We start from the raw sequence: 20375 nt of genomic DNA, 5'->3' as shown, positions 1-20375 counted from the left end.
ACCTTTTCGTATGATTTCCTATGTGAATGTGATATTTAGTATACTTATATATTCATTAAACTAGATTTTTGATGCGCATAATAAGAACGTGCATCGCTAATCCCTTCTGCTCTTCTGCATTACAGGTAAATAAGCTCTTCACTACAAATCCAGACGACCAAACTCCCAACCTAACTTTCCTCATCTCTTTTGTAATCTGTCGTGCTGATTGAGCACAACAAAAAAGAGATCAACGGTCGGAACACGTTGATCTCTTTTTGTCGTCTCACTCTGCTTTTCTTTTTCTACCGTTCTCGTCACTCGCAGACCGAGAAGATACAAACTCAGTATCCTCAGGGTTATGTGTCCCCCTCTGTTCTATTTCTAATGCCTACAGTTTTTTGGTGTTTGGATATACAATGTCACTGGATCATTTCAAACGGACAAAATGTATTTCTCCAAGCCTATTTTCAAACCGTCTTCATCATTACTCAATGTGACCCAGTCGGCAATTTTCTTAACTTCCTCTGGCGCATTCCCCATTGCAATTCCTAGGCCTGCGTACAAAATCATATCCATGTCATTATAGTTGTCTCCAATGGCCATCGATTCACGATAAGTAATATTAAATATCCCCTCGAGTTCCTGAATGGCATACGATTTGGACACCATCTCATCCATAATTTCCAGATAGGTTCCCTTGGATTTATAGACACTGATACCAGTAACTTCATTTTTGATTTGTTGTACAAGCCGCTCAACGTCTTCGGGAGGTCCCATGCATAAAATTTTGTGAGTTTCATGATCTTCTTCTATATATGAGGAAAGCACCCTCTGTATGGGAGAGCCATTAATAATTCCCGCTTCCTGAATTACCCAAGGATTTTGAGTGTTATCAACGATCCACTGGTCATAGCCATATAAGTTAAAACTAATAGAAGGATAATGATCCGATACAATATCGTATATTTGTTTAATGCTCTTTTTCGATAAACAGATGCTATGGAGGATTTCCCTATTACAGCCCAATATTAGACCACCGCTATAACAAATGACGGGAGCGTTAATATTGAGCTCTTGCTGAAGAGGAAAAATGCTGCTTGGCATTCTCGCTGAAACGAGTACAAAAGGGATATTTCCTCCCACAACCTTTTGGATTGTATTTTTGGTGTCGAATGTAATTTGATGTTTTGAATTTAACAACGTCCCGTCAATATCGCTAAAGATTGCTTGTATCATGGCCCATGCTCCCTTGCGATTTTTTATCACTTTTCTTCCTCAAGCACCTTGATAACTTCTACTCCGCTATCCTGCAACATCAGCAATGAATGCTTCGGGGCATCCTGATTTGTAATTAGAATATCAATTTCGGAAAAATTCAGACCTTTAAACGGGCTTGTTAAATTAAATTTTTTGAAATCGGCAAGTAAAAATACTTCTCTGGCACGCCTCGATACCAGCTTTTTAACTAAAGCATCATCACGGTTCGCAAAATACACTCCGTCTTCCATAATGGCGGCAGCTCCTAAAAAAGCTTTGTCAAAAAAAACATCGTTCAACTGCATAGCCGTGTCGTAGTCATAAAAAAAACGGTTTTCATGATTAAATTTGCCCCCGAGCAAATTTATGTTAATTTCACTTTTTGCTGATAAAGCTTCTGCATTATCCAACGAGTGTGTGTAAACCGTCAGATTCTTGTCCAATTGCCCACAGAGCAGTTGAATGGTAGTCGATACATCCATGAAGCATACATCTCCGTCAGCGATATGCTCAGAAGCTGCTTTTGCAATAAGCATCTTTTGCTTTGTTGCTGAGGTTACACGTTCCTTGTAGGCTCTTATTTCTTCTTTTAATAAGGGTAAGGCAATACCTCCATGGGTTCTGATAACCCCCCCTTCATGAACAAGCTTAATAATATCCCTTCTTGCCGTATCTCTCGAGATGTTCAATAAATCGCAAATTTCCGAATTTGATAATTGGTTACGGCTTTGGAGATACTCCATAATTTTTAAAAGTCGTTCCTCTTGGTAAATATAACCCCTCCCCCTTTCCCTATATTCATCATAAGCGATTAGACGCTTTTTGTTAAGTGTTTTTAAGTGTTTTTTCAAAAATTAAGCAAACCGCTTATATTGAGTATTTCACATAGCAAGTCCCCGGTCCGCATGCACATCGCATTAAGAGTCCAGGGACTTTATTCATTTTGCCTATTTATTGATAAATTCAATCTTTTGACATCTGCAGTGTCGGTTTTTACTTTTCGTAGTTGCGTGTTTCTCGCACGTTTAGTTTGAAGTGGATTGATTATAAAATGCTTGCACTCCTCGCGTATTAAAATAGGAAACTAATCCACATCTAATCCTACAACCGGCTCCATAACACACTCCCTAATATTAAAGTTGCGGCCACTCCCACGATGGTTCCCTCATAGCTTCGCTTGTGATACGAGATCCCTGTCTCAACCAGCTCAAACATGGTCATTGAGGGCAGTGACAGAACTGTTTTCACGACGGGCCCGCCCCAATAAAGTCAACGTTCTCTCGGCTACCGCCATCATATGGTGCCTAAGAAAAAAGGCCAACCAGAAATCTCTGATTGACCTAATAACACGAAATAAAGTCCTAGACTGTCGCTATTTTATTGAGCTAACGTTTCCCGTTAGTTTGACAAGATTATTAGAACTGAACACTAAATCCGTTGAATTTATGAATCCCAGTTCCAAATTTGACGAGATCATGTTCCCTCAGAAATTTAACTGCAATTTTTACTTCATCTAAAATTATTGGATTAAGTCCTAATGTATTGTGAGAACCGTATACCATTTTGACGTTGGGTATTCTTGCAATCTTTTCTAATGAATTCACTAAATCGACAGGGTTCGTTGAAGGATAAAAGGCATATATTGGCACTTCATCATAGAGCAGATCGCCAGTAAATAAATACCCTTTTGTTTCATCGAAAACTGAAATATGGCCAGGAGAATGTCCTGGAGTGTGATATATAATTAATCTTCTGTCCCCTAGATCGAATATATCACCATCCTTCAACAAACCTGTCGGCTTTCCTTTAAAGGGTTGGTATGTATCCGGATTAAACCTTTCTGGAGTAGGCAAGGTTATATCTCTTCTAATATTCTTCCTGATTTGCTCTATTGTTAAGCCTTGAATCCCGTTAATTAGCCAGTCTTCATCTCCTTTATGGACAAAGATCCGTTCAAATTCGCCATGGTTACCTATGTGGTCAGTGTGGACATGTGTCGTAATAACTTTTAGAGGTAAAGATGTCAACTGCTCTGTTATTCTTTTGATACTATCAATCCCAAGCCCTGTATCAATTAATACCCCTTCTTGATCTCCCAATAATAAAAATGAATGTACTTTCTCCCAATGTCCGTATTCACTAATTGCGTATGTATTATCATCAATCCGTTGCACTGTAAACCAAAGATCTCTAATCATAGAAGCCTCCAAATTAGATTCTTTACGTCTTCTAAATTATACACTTAGCATTGAAATTTTGCCCGTTAGCTTAATGAAGCATCGTCAGTCTAAAACTTTATTTTCTTTTACCCGCCGCGATCTAATAACTAACTCCATTTACTTATTCGTCAGGGGCTACACTAATCTGCAGTGGGTCGATCTGAAAATCCTCTCCCTCCTGGGAAAATTGTTAAAAAACTTTTCCAATGTTCCCTTGTAAGACAGGTAGGATAATAGAAATTCCAGTCGCTCTCCCCCTGTTAACGCTCTCCTGATCATAGTGTAGCCTTCCTCTCGCAAAAACCTACAACTTAAAATGGTTGCAATATGTCGAATGCTGAAGTAAAGTTTTTTTAAGCTCATTTCATATAGGAGGATAACAATGATTTATAGAAACGCTACTGTTGATGATATATCTGCTATAGTGGAATTACAAAAAAAATATCACATTACAACCATTAGTGAAAAAGACAAACCTGATGGCTTCGTAACAACCTTATTTACAGAAGAACAATTTAAGGAATTAATTGAAAAAGAAAATGGAATTACGATTGCATGTCATGACCAGAAGATTGTTGCTTATGTGATGGCTGCCTCATGGAAGTATTGGGCTAAGTGGCCTTTTTTTCAATTTATGATTGACGATTTGAAAGATACAGAATATAAGGGAACTACGCTTTCTACTGAAAACACTTATCAGTATGGGCCAATTTGCATTGATATGGATTACAGGGGGACGGTAGTACTCCGAAAGGTTTTTGATTTTTCCAGAATGCAAATGAGTAAAAAATATCCGATATTGATAACTTTTATAAACCACATCAATCACAGATCATACGCTGCCCACACCAAAAAGCTTGGTCTTGACGTGATTAAAAGCTTTGATTACAACAATAATACTTACTATGAATTGGGTTGTTACACATCAGAATGATTGGATGTAATTGTAATTTTGGACCATCCATAAGCCTATACTTGGTGGGCAACATCCAAAAGTTTTTTCAGGCTTGCTTTATCTCGTCCTTTAATAAGATCAAAACGAAGTAATGGCATTTTAACTTCCTTCCTTTAATAAAAATTATTTTCCCCTATTTATTATCAACCATTCTAATAAAAGAAAATTTTCGGACTAAGGGTACACGCTCCTCCAACAGTACCAGTAGCTGCTCTTCAAATGATTCTGAAAACTTCATATGAGATGGATTTTGAGCAGTTCTAAGTTTGATGCGGTATTTATTCAGATAATCTGTGATCCGGTAAACTGCTTCTTCCGAATCTTCTGATTGCTCAGTCACAAACAAGTTTACTCCAAAAGGCTGGTCCGTTCGTTGCTTGATCTTTTGGATCTCGCTACGGAGCTGCTCCGGTGTTAAGTATCCGCCCCTAGGTTGCCTAGCCCACCGGCATTTGAAACAGCCTCTACTAATTCGGGCGTCGAAACGCCACCAGCCATCGGCGCTTGAAAAATCGGGTATCGAATTTTAAGAGCACGCGTCAAATCAGTCTCAAACACCTTTAAAAACCTCCTTTTATTGAAAATTAGACGAACTCGTGCCTCCAAAAAAGGACAGACCCTAACCTCATGCCGAATATATTGGGAAGGTCATACTGGCAGCATGACACCAACGACTTGCAGGATCAGCGCAATAATCAATGATAATAAAATCTCAGACTTTTCAATTATATTCGTTAATAGCATCCAATCTTTTGAACAGTTTATTAAACTCTTTTAATTTAGCCTTATCCTCGACTTTGACTCCTGAACAATAGAAAGAAATATTACCGTTGCCTCTATCTAAAGAACTCATTTCTTCCAGTACTTTTTTTAGATTTTTTGCAGTACCATTATTTCCATCAATTATATTAACATCCGATGAAAATAATTTTCTAAATACATCTTTATAGTAAGAAAAGTGAGTACATCCTAAAACAATAGTTTCATACTTACTTAAATCATATATAGATAATTGTTCTTGAAGATAAGGCAGCACTATTTGCTCGTTAAACTCAAAACTTTCTGCAAACTGAACTAATTTCGGAAGAGGTAATAAATCAACAACATGTTCGTTATCTAATTTAGTAATAAGATTTTGAAGTCTTTCTTCCCTTATAGTCAAAGCAGTAGCAGTTACTAAAACTCGTTTATCTATATTTTTTTTTGTTTTAACAGCTGGTTTTACGGCAGGCTCCATACCAATGATTGGAATACTGTATTTTGCCCTTATTTCTTCGATTGCTGCGCTTGTGGCAGTATTACAAGCAATCACTATCGCTTTTACTTTTTGCTGGCTAATAAATTCTATAGCATCTAAAACATACTTTTTAACTTCATCTTTCGTTTTGTGCCCATATGGAACATTTATTGTATCTGCGTAATACATATAATCTTCATTAGGTAAAACTTTTAATGTATCATGCAATACAGTAATGCCTCCAATACCAGAATCAAAAAAACCTATTTGCATTTTTTATTCCTCCAATAAGGAATCAATTCACCAATTCCATTTGTATCTGATTCCAAAGCAAACTGCCCAGGATCTAACTAAGCTCTTGACCAGGATGAATGTGAGCATGGTTTAAATTTCCTACCGCTCCTTTTTGACTTGAAATGACTGCACCGGATAGCGATATTATAGCAGCAACAACAAGCACCAAAGCGGCAAGAAGTAGTGATAGGTTGTAGCTATGCGCCATTTCCAACACGATTCCGGCTCCGATTGGACCGAGTATTTGACCTATGCCATAAAATCCTGTCATCAAAGCAATTGCTCTACTACCACTGGATGGTCTAGACATACGAGCCGCGGCGAGAGCAAGCATGGAAATGCCCATAAAAGTGCCTCCAAAAAGGACAGATCCTAACGTCACGCCGAATATATTGGGAAGCCATACCGGCAGTATGACCCCAACAGCCTGCAGGATAAGCGCAATAATCAATGGTTTGATGTAACCGACTTTACTCGCCCACCAGGACCAGATCACTGTTGATGGTACCGCCGCTATCCCAACGATAATCCAGCTAAAGTCAGCAAAAATCGACATATGAGGCATTTGCTTAACCATTGCTACAAGAAACGTCGCGCTTACAATATAACCTAACCCCTCGAGTCCATAAGCAATAAGTAGCCAGCCGAAAATAGATGGATTTTCCGCTGATGAACTCAGGGATTCAGCATTTTGAGTTATAGGTTTCGGCTCTTTATCGTGGATAAATGACCAAACGGGTATGATAAGGATGATACTAATGATCAAAAGGCCGATCCAAGGCCCCCTCCAAGTGAAAATGCTAAGAAAAGGCGTAAGTAAACCAACTAAAACAATACCAACGCCAACTCCTCCGTAAAATATACCTACCCATTTTTCACGCTTATCTGAAAACAACGCGTCCAACACTAAACTTGATGATAGAACGAAAATAAGGCCGCTGCTAATTCCAGCAAGAAAGCGCAAAATCATCCACCATAAAAATGATGAAGGATTCCCATAAGTCCCGTTAAAATGATGCAGAGTACCAATTGCATCCGAAGATGATAGGCTCTTCGGGATCCCCAGGTTATGAAACCTGCACCAAAGGCAGCGATAAGGTAACCCAAGTTATTACTCCCTGCCAAATATCCGGATTCCGTAGCGGATAGATGAGCTTGTGATTGCATCAATGGAAGTATGGAAGTATATGAAAAACGTCCGATTCCCATTGCAATAATGAGCATAACTAAACCACCGATCATGGTCTTTGTGGAATTAAACAATTTCGCATTTTTAGCTCCTGAATTCTCCATGAGACTGACCTGTCACCCTTCTAAATTCAATTTACCTCTCAATACATCAATTAATATGAACATAAATCCTAGTTAACATTAAAAAAATCAATTCCTATAACAAGAAATGACGGTAGAAACCATCCGGGATTTACCAACTTTTGAATCTTCAAATTCTATTGTTTTCCTAAAAAATCCAACATTAGTTCTCCAATTTCATATGCATGTGTTTCCAATGCAAAGTGCCCAGTATCTAATAAATGAATCTCGGCTTTAGGTAAATCTTTCTTAAAAGCCTCAGCACCAGCCGGAATAAAGGAAACATCATTTTCACCCCAGACTGCTAGCAAGGGCGGCTGATATTCACGGAGATATTGTTGAAATTCCGGGTACATTTTTACATTATTTTGGTAATCGAAAATTAAATCCAATTGTTTCTCATCATTTCCCTGCCGGGACATATAAGCAATATCAAGAGTATAGCCATCTGGGGAAACTTGGCTTTCCTTTGTTCCATCAACATATTGGCCCTTGATTGTGTTAGGCGCAAATGCTGTCCTATAACTTTCCCTTTTTTCTTGTGTAGGATAACGCCAATAATCTTCTCGTGCCGCCCATTTTCCTCCTAGTCCTTCACGATAAATGTTGCCATTTTGGCTTATTATTGCTGTTACACGTTCTGGATGGTGCTTGGCAATGCGAAAGCCAATAGGGGCTCCGTAGTCAAAGACATATAACGCATATTTAGTAAGCCCTAGTTTATCGATGAAAGTTTCGATAATTTCAGTAATATGGTCAAATGTATACTGGAAATCTTCTCTGTCAGGTGATGAGGAATTCCCAAACCCCGGATAATCAGGAGCAATTAAATAGTAGTCTTTTTCTAAAATAGGTATTAGCTCTCTAAACATATGACTTGCGGATGGAAAGCCATGAAGCAATAAAATGACTGGCTTGGTGGGATTACCAGCCTCACGATAAAATACGTTTAATCCTTCTATCTCTAATGAATGATAGGCCCTCATACTATAACCTCCTGTTTTCTTCATAAGACCTGCCGCTCACTAAACTAATTGTAACTCCTCACAAATATCGTGTAAAATGAATTTATACGATTTGTAATATCAAAATTATCAATAATAAAATGGAGGAATGACGGTGGACATCCGGGACTTGCAGATTTTTCTGGCGGTTGCGAACGAAGGAAGCATTACCAAAGCAGCCGAAAAAATGGAATATGTTCAGTCGAGTATAAGCATCCGTATCCAGCAGCTTGAAAAGAAACTGAAAACAGCGTTATTTCGTCGTGGCCGGCAAGGGGTTCGGCTCACAACATCCGGAGAGACACTCAAGTCCTATGCTGAGAAAATTGTCTTTCTTACTCAAGAGGCAGAACGAGTCGTGGCAGATAACTCGATCCCAAGAGGCCCGCTTCGGATCGGATCGCCTGAAACCACAGCTGCGATTCGCCTACCATCTATTCTCACTGATTACCATAAATCCTATCCAGAGGTGGATTTGGCATTAAAAACTGGAACGACGGAAGAACTTATCCATTTAGTGTTGAAATACGAGTTGGACGGAGCTTTCGTAGCTGCGCCAGTTGATCATGCTGAGCTCGATATTACTGAGGTAGGGGTTGAGGAACTTGCGCTTATATCGGGAGGACAATTCCCCTCAATAGATCAGCCTGAACATTTGCAAAATCTGACTTTACTAGTATTTCGTGTTGGGTGTTCATACCGACGAAAACTCGAGGATTGGTTACATTTGCAAGGAATTATTCCTGCTAAGATCATGGAGTTCGGAACATTGGAAGGAATCCTTGGATGTATTCATGCTGGTCTCGGAGTATCCCTTTTACCTCGCTCGGTGGTTGAAAGAGCCACGGTTCAATATAACTTGCGATCTCAAGAAATCTCGGAAGAATTCTATAAAGTTCCGACTCTATTCATACGTCGTAAAGATACTTATGAAACTGCAGCTATATCCGAATTTATCCGGATTTCAAGACAGAGGTTTAATCTTACTTAACCTGCCATCGAAAGTTATCGAAAATATCCTACATTTTAGAGCACCATATTAACGAGAACAAACCATACTGTGTAATAAACTTATAGAAACCGCAGCCTTCTAGCGGATACGGTTTCTATAGGATCATATTTCATTAATCCACTGAATGAAGGATATCATCCTTTAGCTTCTTCAGAAGTTAATAGTAACAATTGATTCGAGTTTGGATTTTCAAAATTGACTTGGACCTGATCATAATTAAATGAATTCGTAACAACGATCATTACTGTTGGATCATAGCCTGCAGCTACGATTTGCTTCAAATCAAACTCAACCAATTTGTTACCAATCGTAATTTGGTCGTTTTCCCTCACTACAGGTTTGAAATGCTGTCCTTTTAATTTTACTGTATTAATGCCAATATGAATCAAAAGCTCAATTCCAGAATCAGATACAATACCGATGCCATTTCGAATGATAAGCTATTTGACTATTCGATTTGCTTGGAGTGACTACAGGACTCACGGGTATTCTGTATTAACAAGAGTCAGTTGTTAGTTTTCTTCTTTACCTGAACAGGTACATTAAAATCATCGACGTTAATATGTCCAAACCCGCCTTTGGAGTGGTCAACCACCTTTATATAAAGCTCCTCCCCGATATAATCCGTCGCATCCCAAATCTTACGTTGATATTCCTCATAATTGGTCGCTGTCTCTTTAAATAACTCTTTGTCGTCCGACGCCCGAACCAGCGCAACATACAGACGATCTATATCCCGGCCTCCGCTGATAAGGAAGTTGATCTTACCGTTCCCACCAAGGACGAAATTTTGAGATCTTAGCGCTCCTGTTAAGCTGTCGCCGCCGGCTTGCTCGTTGAAGCCCCACAAATGGTAGCTGCCCGGAATTTTATGCGACGGGTTGAAGAAAATGTTGTCCCAGAAGAACTGGGTATTGGTCACATGGACATTCTGGAAGGCGTCTCCTTCCGTCATCCATCCTGTTAAGTCGCCCGTAGCAAAATCATGGTTAGGCAGCTCTGTAATATCCTTATACACAGAATTATCCCACTTATCGGGTACATAGACCGGAGCAGCCGGTTTACCCGTTAAGGCATTCATATCCCATACTTGCATGGATTTGATATTGATATCGCCATCGGCCCAGATCTGTAAGCCTAAGGAGTCGTATCTGCCTACATAGACACGAGTTGTCAGCTTCTTCTTGTAATTTGCAAAGGCTTCAATGACCGAGCGATCAAGAAAGATATGGAGTTTCAAGTTCTCTCCTTCAAGATCTACATATCCTCCTTGAATGCCGTCTACACGCACATCCGGATCAATGCTGCTCTTGGTTCGATCCACATTAAACGTCCCGTTCTTCTTGTCGTAGTAAATGAGCGTCTCTTCTTGGCCTTTTTCCGAGCGTCGCACCTTGAGACCAAATTTCTGGGCTTCACGCGGATCAATCTCCATCACAATCTCTAGCATGTCGCCTTTGACATTCTTAATCAATTGATTGGCACTCTCCAAATTTTTGTTCGAAAAATCAACCCATTTTTCCCCTCGAAGGCTCTGCAGTTCTTTAATCGGTTCGATATGCAATTTATCATGCTTATCGAGGCTTAGGGAAACCGGCAAAGATAAATTATGAGCCCATCCAGATTGATATTCGGCTTGCGGTGTTCTTACATTTTGCACCATAGAGAATACGACCGTTCTTCCGTCGGGTGTGACCAGACCGCTCTCTGCGGTTAAATAGCCGTCACCTACATCCATTTTGGAGGGTGCCTCCTGATCAGGAATAAATTTAAAGTTATCCCGGTCCCAGGTCCCGATCCAGTAAAAGACCTCAACATCTCTTTGCACATCGTTCGCTGGAGGAACATGCTCCGGCTTTTCATGGGGATTAATCATGAAAATATATTTTTGCTTGCCCGTACTATCCGTGCCTAACGGCAATAACACTGGTAGCTCCCATACCGTACCCAACTCCGGATAACGGCTTCTGTCACTAACGTATAACGGCCCCTTATATTTCCAATTGTACATATCATCGGATACATACACCAAAGCTGTGCCGCTGCTGAAGTCTGGAAGACCAGATGTCACTAACTGATACCACTTGTCCACCTCTTTGTCGTACCATACAAACGGATCGCGGAACTCGTTGTGGATGCCTTTTCCGTTCTGCTCCGTTACCGGTTTAGGATATTTCTCCCATTTTTCCAAATAGGGATCGGACAAATCCGCCGGAGTTGCCAACCCTGTTCTTTGGTTCGGCGACAAGGAGTCGTTGCCAGCGGTATAGAACAGAACAGGATTGCCGTTTCGATCATACGCTGCACTGCCTGACCACGTGCCGTCCGGATCTAGGGTGCCCGCTTCGGGCGCAAGAGCAGGTCTTACATTTTCCCAGTTCACCATATCGTCACTCACCCAATGCCCCCAGTGGATTTGATGCCAGAATGGACCTTGCGGGTTATGTTGATAAAATAAATGGTATTTGCCGTTATAGTAAATCGGTGCATGTGCTTCATTCATCCAGTTTTGCGGAGGCATCGCGTGGTACTGGGGTCGGTGCTGATCTCCGTCAAACACACTTGGATCCTCATCAATGTCCGCATTCGGAATTTTCGGAATTGAACCTCCATGAAGCGCCTTCACGCTCTCATATCCAGCAAGTATCTCCTGGTTCGTAAGGGCTTTATTATGCAGCTTCACTTCATCTAGGAGTCCGCTGAACATATTGAAGGAGAACACCCCTGCTAACTCTACAGGTTTATTATTTTTCCCGATGATCAGGCTTTCGGTAGATGGTGTGATCGGAACGTTGACGGGGGTTGCTTGGGAAGCCACTTCCTCACCGTTTAGATATAACTTAATTTTTCCATCTTCTTTACTGAAAGTAGCGGCCACATAATTCCACTTGTATTTTTCCAACGGGTGATCCTTTACCCATACCTGAATCCACTGACCGCCGATGCCTACTTGCATCGACCATGTACCGTGCCGATACATACCAAGAGAAAAGCCTTCCGCTTTATCCTGGTCGGATTGGTTTACGATCGCAGACAGCTTGTTTCCGTCTCCCCACTCATAGCTACGCGGTGCAACCCAAGCTTCGATGGTTAACGCGTCGCTTACAGGCACAGTAACGTTTGCATTGACCTCAATATAATTCGAGTATCCATCGAACAATAAGGCGCCGCCTTTTATTCCACGCGGAGTCCATCTCGGATCCTTCGATGCCATATACCTGGCGTTGTTAAATACATAGTTCACATCGTGCCTAAGATTGTGTACTTTCTCCAACGCTTTCTTTCCTGCGCCTTCATCAAGGTTTAAGTAGAAAATAGTCCCCCTACCACTTGCTTGGAAACTATCAACGGCAATGCTGGCTTCATTGGAATGATCGACAACCTTTACATAGAGCTTCTTGTTGTAGTGTTCTTGCACTTTCCATGAGATTTTCTCGTTCGCGCTGACATTCCCGGTTTTCATAAGCAATGTGTTGCTGTTCGCATCGAAAAGTGCAACATATGCATTTTCCGGTTTGAGGATATCCAAAACAGTAAAATTAATTGTTCCGGTTCCCTGAAGCGTGAAAGTATTAGAAGTGATGGAGCCCTTTCCTTGCAGGGAGGATTTGGCATAAAAGTTCCCTTCTTTGCTCGCATGAGCTTCATCAGTCACTTCAAAAGCATCTTCCTCAACCGTCCAGCCATCGAGATTTCCGGTTTCAAAGCTTGGATTATCGATTTCATAGCGCTTGAAATCCGGCTTGATATCCGTCGCAACAATTCCTTCAGCTGGCTCCGACTCATGGTACATGGAGAATGCGTCCGCAAAAATGACTCCCCAATCCGAGGTTGCATTATCGACGACCTCCACATACAGTTTCTTGCCCAATTGTGTGGAAAGATCCGCCTTGTATTGCACCATATTGGCAAGCCGCATGCCCTGCGCAGGATCCGGGAAGCCAACGTCGGCGAATGCGCTATTTCCGTATCGGGCAATAACTTGTCCCGTATCGACTTCCACAATATTTATAAATACCTTGTCTGGGTTCTTTGCACCGCCAAGCTTGAAGCTGATCCAGCCGCTTCCGCCCAGCTCGAAAGTGCTGGAACGAAGTACACCTGTCGCAGATTCGTCATACTTCCAGCCGTTTAAATGATAAGCTCCTTCCTGGTTATACGGTATTTTTTCTGCCCACCAAGTCGTTTCGTCGGTTACGCTATTCGGACCGAACGCATCGCCTTTGATAACGGTCCATCCCGTCAAATCTCCTGTTTCAAATCCAGGATTCCGGATTTGATAGACTGAATCTGTAACTGACAATCCCATGTCATTCTTAGGAATATTCTTGATTTGATAAATCGCATCCGTAACCGATGATTTCACATCATTCTTAGGAATGAGCGTTTCTCCAGCAACAGTTCTATTTTCGGACGCGACAGAGATTCCCGGAACAACAAGCTGGAGCACCATAGCCCATATAACCATTCCCGATATCCAACATTTTCCTCTTTTGACTTTCCTCATTCTCGAGCCTCCTTCGAAACTTGTTATACTTGCGAACATCGATACCTCATTTCGAAATGCTCTCCTTGTACAAAGATGAATAGTCATGAAGAAGGGAGAATATGAATGAAACGTTTCCAAACGGAGGAATGCAAAGTTTCTTGATCATTTGTGCATACCCATTCGTAAGGAGCGCCTAAACAACCGTCTTACCAAACGGACTGCATATCCCATATATCCAAGGATTTAACAAACGGTTCTCCATCTCCCCAAATCTCGAGTCCCAAAGCATCCATACGGCTCGGATATACCCGGGTTGTCAGGCTTTTCAATCCGCTTGCATAAGCTTCGACCATGGAGCGGTCCAAATAAATGTGAAGCTTCAGATTCTCCCCAAGCAGCTCCAACTTACCGCCTTGAATCCCTCCGCACTTTTCTCCAGGATGCAGGGTCGTTTTCGAGCGGTCGACCATGAGCAACGCTTGATTCCAATCATAATACAGCAGAGTTTCTTCCTCTCCGTCCGGCGTACAACGGACCTTGATTCCGAATTTTTTGGCGCTGCCGGGCTCCAATTCCAATTGAATCTCAAGCATGTCACCATGAACATTCCTAAGCTGCACATTAGTTTCAGCCAATGACTGGTCTCGAAGCGATAGCCGCTTAGGGCCACGCAGCGATTGAAGCTCCTGAATCGGCTCTATTCCCAGACGTCCGTCATCCCTCAAATACACGCTTAACGGCAAGCCTCCGTTATGAGCCCAACCCGACTTATATTCCATCTCGGAGGTCCGGTCGCCTTGGGCTATCGTAAAGACGATATTTCTGCCGGTCTTCGGATCAACCATTCCGCTCGGTCCGGTAAAATGGAAATCCCCGACATCAATCAATTGAGGCTCTTCTTGATCGGGGATGAACGAAAGATTTTGCTTGTCAAGTTGTCCGATCCAATAGAACACCTCGACATCCGCTCCCTTCCCCACAGGGCTGACAAGCAGCAGATGTTTGTTCACTCCCTGCTTGTCACTGCCAAGGGGAAGAAGCACAGGGAGCTCCCAGATGGGTCCAAGGTAAGGAAACTTCTGAATATCCGCTTTAAAAAACGGCCCTTTATACGTCCAATTCAGCATATCCTGTGACGCAAATGCCAGTGCTGCTCCACCTTCAATTCCGGACCCGACCAGAGCATACCAGCCGTCATCGTCCTTCCATACGAATGGATCTCGGAAATCCCCAAATGCGCCCATTCCCTTCTTCTGCACGATCAACGGCTCTGGATGTTTGACCCACTGAACCAGATCCGGGTTTCCGTCAAGGGTATAAGTGCTTCGGGCAAGCGCTACGCTCTGATTCGGAGAAGCGCTGTCATTACCTGCCGTAAAGAACAAGACAGGAAGTCCGTCAGCATCATAGGTTGCGCTTCCCGACCAGATCCCGTCCGGTGCGAGCTGATCCTTTTCGGGCGCCAGGGCCACGGGTAGATCACGCCAATGCACCAAATCCTGACTTACCCAATGTCCCCAATGGATCTGATGAAAGAACGGCCCCTGCGGGTTATGCTGATAGAACAAATGATATTGCCCGTCAAAATAGATCGGTGCATGAGGTTCGTTCATCCAATGGGCCGGCGGGCTAACATGATATTGCGGTCTGTGCCGATCAAGTAGCAGTGGCGTTCGGTCCAGCTTGATCTCGTCATAGTTTAATTGTGGCCGGATGCCTTCATGAAAGGTATCCAGCACATGCCGATAAGAAGCGGCCACTTCTTCCGCGCTCAGCGCCCGATTATAAATCTTGAGTTCATCAATGATACCGCTAAACATGTGCAGGCTGAACACTTCCGCCAGCAGGCTGCTATGGTTATTCTTGCCGATAAGAAGATCCGTGTCCGCCGCCTCAGCCAGGCGGGAACCACGAGGCACGGCAGCTGAAGCGATTTCACTGCCGTTTAAATACAGCTTGATTTCCCCTTGGTTCCCATCGAACACAGCATTCACGTATGACCATTCATTCTTGGGCAGTTCATGGCCGTCCGGCGACCAAAGTTCCTTCCAGTCTCCTCCTTCCAGCCCGACTTGGAAGGACCAGGAACCGTGACGGAACATGCCGAGCAGATAACCCTGCTTGCGATCCAGGTTGTAGCGGTTCACGATGGCGGACAATTTGCCATCATCCCCCCATTCATAGGAGCGTGGGGCTACCCATACTCCTATGCTTAACGCTGATCGATACTCTGGCTCGGTGTTCTGATTTCCCTCATCGAACGAATGCGCAATGTAAGTCGAATAACCATCGAACAGAAGCCCATTTCCAATTACCCCCTGTCTCCACCGTGGAGGGCAAGGTTGAGTAAACTCCGCTTGGTTAAACACGTACTGGATATTATCCTGGACTTGGGATACGCTCTCCAGAGCGCTTGTACCGGTTCCTTCATTGAAGGCCCAATACATAATCAATCCCCGATTATCGGTTGCATGGCTCATACTTCAACCCTCCTGGATGTCTGCTCCGTTGGACCATTAGGAATATGAATGGAGTTAAGAGCATGCATATAAAACGAGTTCACTACAACTTCCCCTGATTTCGCACTTATCTCAATACGATCCATCGGAGCATCAGGGAATATTTGATCCGTCAGTGCAACCAAGCCCTCATTCGCGTACACTTCAACCGCGTTGCGATCCAGCCAAATATGCAGCTTGATCTTCCCATTCTCCGAAACCATTCTAGCACCGTGCTTGCACGCAAACGACGGGTGGAAATCACTCAGGCCCGATTTCGAGCGGTCGATGAATAGCCATTGGCGCACAGGGTCATAACCGATAATAGTCTCACTTTGCCCAGAGGACTTCATTTTAATATGAACCTCGTCTTCGGAACGAATGTCGATATCCGCTTCAATTTCAAGCAGAACATCATTCGTTTTTTGCGTAAACGGCACCTCTGGCGTAACCTTAACCTCATTCCAGCAGAGCGTTCCTTTCCGCAGCTGCTCTATTTCCCGAACAGGCATTTGGGTCAGAACTACGCCTTCGTCTCGACTGGTCAATGACAAGACGCGAGGCAGAGTCATTGTGCCTCTCCAGGCCCCGGTAGGCGTTTGGTTAGCATATTTCCAGTTGCTCATCCATCCGATGATCACACGTCGTCCGTCCTGCTCAGCTATATCCGACCAGGTGACCCCCGCATAATTGTCCCGGCCATAATCCAGCCACAGGATATGATCGGCCGGATGGTCATTGATGAACGTATTTCCGTCGAACTCTCCGATAAAGTATTGCGTGCGTGAGCCTTCTGGACAGTTGGGATTATCTCCGATGCTTATGATAAGTACCCATTTGGAATGTCCGCTGTCATCAACCGGCAATTCAAAGAGATCAGGGCATTCCCAAACTCCGTCATGCGAGCCTTCACTCTTTCCGAATTCGCCTGACAACGACCATTCACGCAAATTGTCGGAACGATAAAACCGAACGTGGTCTCCCGCGACAAGAGCCATAATCCAGGATGCACTTGGCGAATGCCAGAACACCTTGGGGTCCCGGAAGTCGACCAGATCATGCTCGTCGAGTATTGGGTTCTCCTCATATTTGTGCCAAGTTCGGCCTTTATCGCTGCTGTAAGCCAGGCTTTGCCGCTGGCGAGGTTGTTCGGTCTCCGGACAGCTGTCTGCATGAGTGAAGAGTGCGATCAATCCATGGGAACCATCGAACAGTCCGCTGCTATTATTCCAGTCAACCACACAGCAACCGGAGAAAATAGCGCCATGCTCATCCGGGAACAGAGCGATAGGCATATGCTCCCAATGAACCAGGTCTTGGCTTACAGCATGACCCCAGTGCATTGGTCCCCATTGGTTACTATAAGGATGGTGCTGATAAAACAGATGATAGACTCCCTCGTAATAGACTAATCCGTTGGGATCATTCAACCAATGGGAGTGAGGTGAAAAATGAAAACCCGGCCTAAATCTATCATCATCGTGCTGTTTATTTGTCTCGATTATCTGGGTAATTTCATCTGTCGTCGGCATAGATTGAAGAGCCCCTTTCCGTGTGGTTGCTAATGCACCGCCGGCATTAGCAAAAGTTAGCATACCGATGATTTGCTGTTTGGTCAGCTGATTCAAATAAACACCGGCTTTCAGTATCTTATATAACAAGCAGCCCAGAAAAGCGTCGCCGGCTCCTGTCGTATCAGTGGCCTCTACTTGAAAACCCGGCACATATCCGTCATGATCAGCTAATCGGTAATAGCAGCCTTTTTCCGCTAAAGTTACGAAGATCCCGGCGATGCCGAATTGCTGTTGCAGCTCTAGCGAGCCTTTTTCCACATCAGTTGTACCCATTATAAAGTGGAGCTCATCTTCCGATATTTTCAGGATATCTGCATACTTCATGCCCCAAAGGATATTCTGTTTCGCTTCCTCTTTACTCTCCCATAAAGCAAACCGGATATTCGGATCGAATGAAAGCAGGACTCCTGCCTCTTTAGCCTTCACAACTGCCGCTCTTGTTGCCGTACGGGCCGGCTCATGGGTCATCGACAAAGAACCAAAGTGCAGTGCATGGCAGTTTTCAATCCTATCGAACGGGACATCCTGCGTGCGCAAGTATGTATCCGCTCCTGGTTTCCGGTAGAAGCTGAACGATCGGTCTCCGTTGTCATCCAGATGAACAAATGCCAGCGTTGTATTGGCTTCATCTGTAAACGTAAGCGCAGACACGTCGATGCCGCCGTTCATCAAGGTATCGTGCAGCAAGGAACCGAATTGATCATCCCCAACTTTGCTAATCAATGTCGCTCTAGCTCCTAAACGGGATAGAGCAGCTGCTACGTTAGCCGGAGCCCCTCCAGGATTGCATTCAAACTGCTCGTTGCCTCCCGTGGTACGACCTGATGGCGTAAAGTCTATCAATACTTCCCCAATGGTTATTACATCAAGCACAGTTTTCTCCCCACCTATCGTTTGATTATTTATTTTTTAAATTTGCATTATATCGATCCAACCCTTTTTGATAGATCTCCATTAATTCGTTCAGCCCCATCTTCTCGAGTGTCTTCACATAGCTGTCCCACTTTTCATCTACCTCGCCATCGACGATGAACTTGCCTCTTTGGGTATTTACATATTTAATAAGTTCTGGCTCAATCCGATTGATTTTATCTAGTTCATCCGGTTCAAAGAAGATGCTCGCATAGTTTTCCTTTTTCATATATGGAGTGTAATATTTCTCCAAATACTCAGCACGCTTCTGAGCTCGGGGTTCCATATCAACAACTTTTCCGAAGTCATCGAAAGTAATGACGCCCGGATTTCCTGTGCCTGGAGCCACTTTTTGACGGAATTCACCTGCGGAGACTCCCTTGGGAAGCGGCAGGTTCACCAATTTTCCTTTTTCGTCCTTCTTGAATACGACATCCAACGGACCCCAGTGAATTTGAGCCGCCATGTAAGGGTCATACTGTTGATCGATCCAACGCATCGTCATTGCCGGATAACGGTTCTCCTTTGTAATCACGAAGCTACCTCGTCCCGGACCGCCGCCGTTGTTGCGACCAATCATTTGATCTCCATTTGGGCCTTTAAGCGGGGGCAGCAGAGCATAATCCTTACTACGCTCCGGTCCGACAACTTCTTCGACTTCCCACCAAACGTAGGAGCCGAGCGTTTCATCTGGTGTTTTGCCTTTTGCTAAATACTGAGCGGCATCCTGGGTGAACGATTCAGGGTCAATCAGCCCCTGCTTATACCAGTTATCATGAATATATTTTAATGCTTCCTTATATTGAGGTTGCGTAGCGGTAAAGATCACTTTACCTTCGCGGACGATCCGATGTTCCAAATTATCCGGAAGACCGAAAGCTCCGAATATGCCAGCAATGTCACTACACCACTGCATGTGCATAAAGCTTAATGGGATTTCATCAGCCTTGCCATTGCCGTTCGGATCCTTCGTTTTAAAGGCAATCAAAGCCTGCGTGTATTCGTCCAGCGTTTGAGGTAATTTTAAGCCCAGTTTATCGAGCCAATTTTTATTGATGACGTGAAAGAAGGGGTTGGTATCGAGCTTATTCTCTTCCCACGACGGCAGCCCATAGATGTGACCGTCTGGCGCTGTGATGGCTAGTTTAATATCAGGCCGTCGATCGAGAAGCATCTTCAAATTAGGTGCATATTTATCAATTAAATTCTCCAGCGGAATAATGGTTCCGTCTTTACCGTAATTGATTAGATCGTAATCTGTGAATCCAGCTCCGTAAAAGGCATCTGGCAAATCTCCGCTGGCCAACAACAAATTTTTCTTCTCTGCAAAGTCAGTGTCTGGAATGTTTTCCCAATCAATTTTTACGTTTGTTTGTTTTTCCAGCCGCTTAAATATTTCCATTTTCGAGTAATCTGGCGCTAAAGCAGCTTTTGGGGATACCATCTTTAATGTCACCGCTTCTTTAACAATCGGAAGACCGGTTTTATTAAAATTTGCATCCTGATCTGGATTCACCGTCTGATTTTTTGACTCGCCTCCGCCTCCCGAACATCCGCTAAGAGCAAACATTCCAGCCAGCATTAGAATTCCAGCCCTTTTGAATAATTTCATCGTACATAACCTCCTTATG

At 43.4% G+C, this 20375-nt stretch carries 12 protein-coding genes and 3 pseudogenes; 2 read left to right on the top strand and 13 right to left on the bottom strand.

From position 1 onward, the window contains the following. Positions 1-414: 414 nt before the first annotated feature. The 3 genes from MKX46_RS02470 to MKX46_RS02460 form a co-directional block, all read right to left on the bottom strand. Positions 415-1218 (bottom strand): Cof-type HAD-IIB family hydrolase, encoded by an 804-nt coding sequence (locus tag MKX46_RS02470; protein ID WP_341070845.1) that lies wholly within the window; start codon positions 1216-1218, stop codon positions 415-417. A 26-nt stretch (positions 1219-1244) separates the two neighbouring features. Continuing rightward, positions 1245-2090 carry a DeoR/GlpR family DNA-binding transcription regulator gene (locus tag MKX46_RS02465; RefSeq protein WP_176715734.1) on the bottom strand — a complete coding sequence of 282 codons (846 nt, stop codon included), beginning with the start codon at positions 2088-2090 and terminating at the stop codon, positions 1245-1247. A 564-nt stretch (positions 2091-2654) separates the two neighbouring features. Next, positions 2655-3437: an MBL fold metallo-hydrolase gene (locus MKX46_RS02460; protein WP_341070843.1), complete on the bottom strand. Its 783-nt coding sequence runs from the start codon at positions 3435-3437 to the stop codon at positions 2655-2657. Positions 3438-3840: 403 nt separating this feature from the next. Here MKX46_RS02460 and MKX46_RS02455 point away from each other — a divergent pair, with 403 nt between their 5' ends. Further along, positions 3841-4392 carry a GNAT family acetyltransferase gene (locus MKX46_RS02455; protein ID WP_029515242.1) on the top strand — a complete coding sequence of 184 codons (552 nt, stop codon included), beginning with the start codon at positions 3841-3843 and terminating at the stop codon, positions 4390-4392. Between the two features lie 38 nt (positions 4393-4430). On the opposite strand, the pseudogene MKX46_RS02450 reads toward MKX46_RS02455, so the two are convergent. The 5 genes and pseudogenes from MKX46_RS02450 to MKX46_RS02430 form a co-directional block, all read right to left on the bottom strand. Continuing rightward, positions 4431-4511, bottom strand: a pseudogene (locus MKX46_RS02450) (tautomerase family protein); the annotation flags it as partial. Positions 4512-4570: 59 nt separating this feature from the next. Continuing rightward, positions 4571-4971: pseudogene (locus MKX46_RS02445) on the bottom strand (nitronate monooxygenase); the annotation flags it as partial. A gap of 163 nt (positions 4972-5134) precedes the next feature. After that, on the bottom strand, positions 5135-5923 hold the full coding sequence (gene murI, locus MKX46_RS02440; protein WP_341070842.1) for a glutamate racemase: 789 nt from the start codon (positions 5921-5923) through the stop codon (positions 5135-5137). 73 nt (positions 5924-5996) lie between these two features. Further along, positions 5997-7111 (bottom strand): annotated as a pseudogene (locus MKX46_RS02435) (YbfB/YjiJ family MFS transporter). A gap of 281 nt (positions 7112-7392) precedes the next feature. Then, positions 7393-8241 (bottom strand): alpha/beta fold hydrolase, encoded by an 849-nt coding sequence (locus MKX46_RS02430; protein ID WP_340932238.1) that lies wholly within the window; start codon positions 8239-8241, stop codon positions 7393-7395. A gap of 133 nt (positions 8242-8374) precedes the next feature. On the opposite strand from MKX46_RS02430, the gene MKX46_RS02425 reads away from it, so the two are divergent. Then, on the top strand, positions 8375-9250 hold the full coding sequence (locus tag MKX46_RS02425; RefSeq protein ID WP_341070841.1) for a LysR family transcriptional regulator: 876 nt from the start codon (positions 8375-8377) through the stop codon (positions 9248-9250). A gap of 155 nt (positions 9251-9405) precedes the next feature. Here MKX46_RS02425 and MKX46_RS02420 read toward each other — a convergent pair whose 3' ends face one another. From MKX46_RS02420 to MKX46_RS02400, 5 genes are all read right to left on the bottom strand, one after another. Next, on the bottom strand, positions 9406-9687 hold the full coding sequence (locus tag MKX46_RS02420; RefSeq protein ID WP_340933924.1) for a PTS sugar transporter subunit IIA: 282 nt from the start codon (positions 9685-9687) through the stop codon (positions 9406-9408). An 89-nt stretch (positions 9688-9776) separates the two neighbouring features. Next, positions 9777-13778, bottom strand: coding sequence for a GH32 C-terminal domain-containing protein (locus MKX46_RS02415; protein WP_341070840.1), 4002 nt, complete (start codon positions 13776-13778; stop codon positions 9777-9779). A gap of 188 nt (positions 13779-13966) precedes the next feature. Further along, complete coding sequence (locus MKX46_RS02410) at positions 13967-16240, bottom strand: GH32 C-terminal domain-containing protein (protein WP_241113510.1); 2274 nt, start codon at positions 16238-16240, stop codon at positions 13967-13969. Further along, complete coding sequence (locus MKX46_RS02405) at positions 16237-18705, bottom strand: PfkB family carbohydrate kinase (protein ID WP_340932232.1); 2469 nt, start codon at positions 18703-18705, stop codon at positions 16237-16239. Before MKX46_RS02405 ends, MKX46_RS02410 begins: the two co-directional genes overlap by 4 nt. A gap of 25 nt (positions 18706-18730) precedes the next feature. Next, positions 18731-20356 carry an ABC transporter substrate-binding protein gene (locus MKX46_RS02400; protein WP_029515274.1) on the bottom strand — a complete coding sequence of 542 codons (1626 nt, stop codon included), beginning with the start codon at positions 20354-20356 and terminating at the stop codon, positions 18731-18733. Positions 20357-20375: the final 19 nt, after the last annotated feature.

It is taken from the genome of Paenibacillus sp. FSL P4-0113 (assembly GCF_038009305.1).
Classification (GTDB): Bacteria; Bacillota; Bacilli; order Paenibacillales; family Paenibacillaceae; genus Paenibacillus; species Paenibacillus polymyxa_D.
Note: the sequence above shows the minus strand (reverse complement) of the source record. Positions and strands in the feature narration are given on the sequence as shown.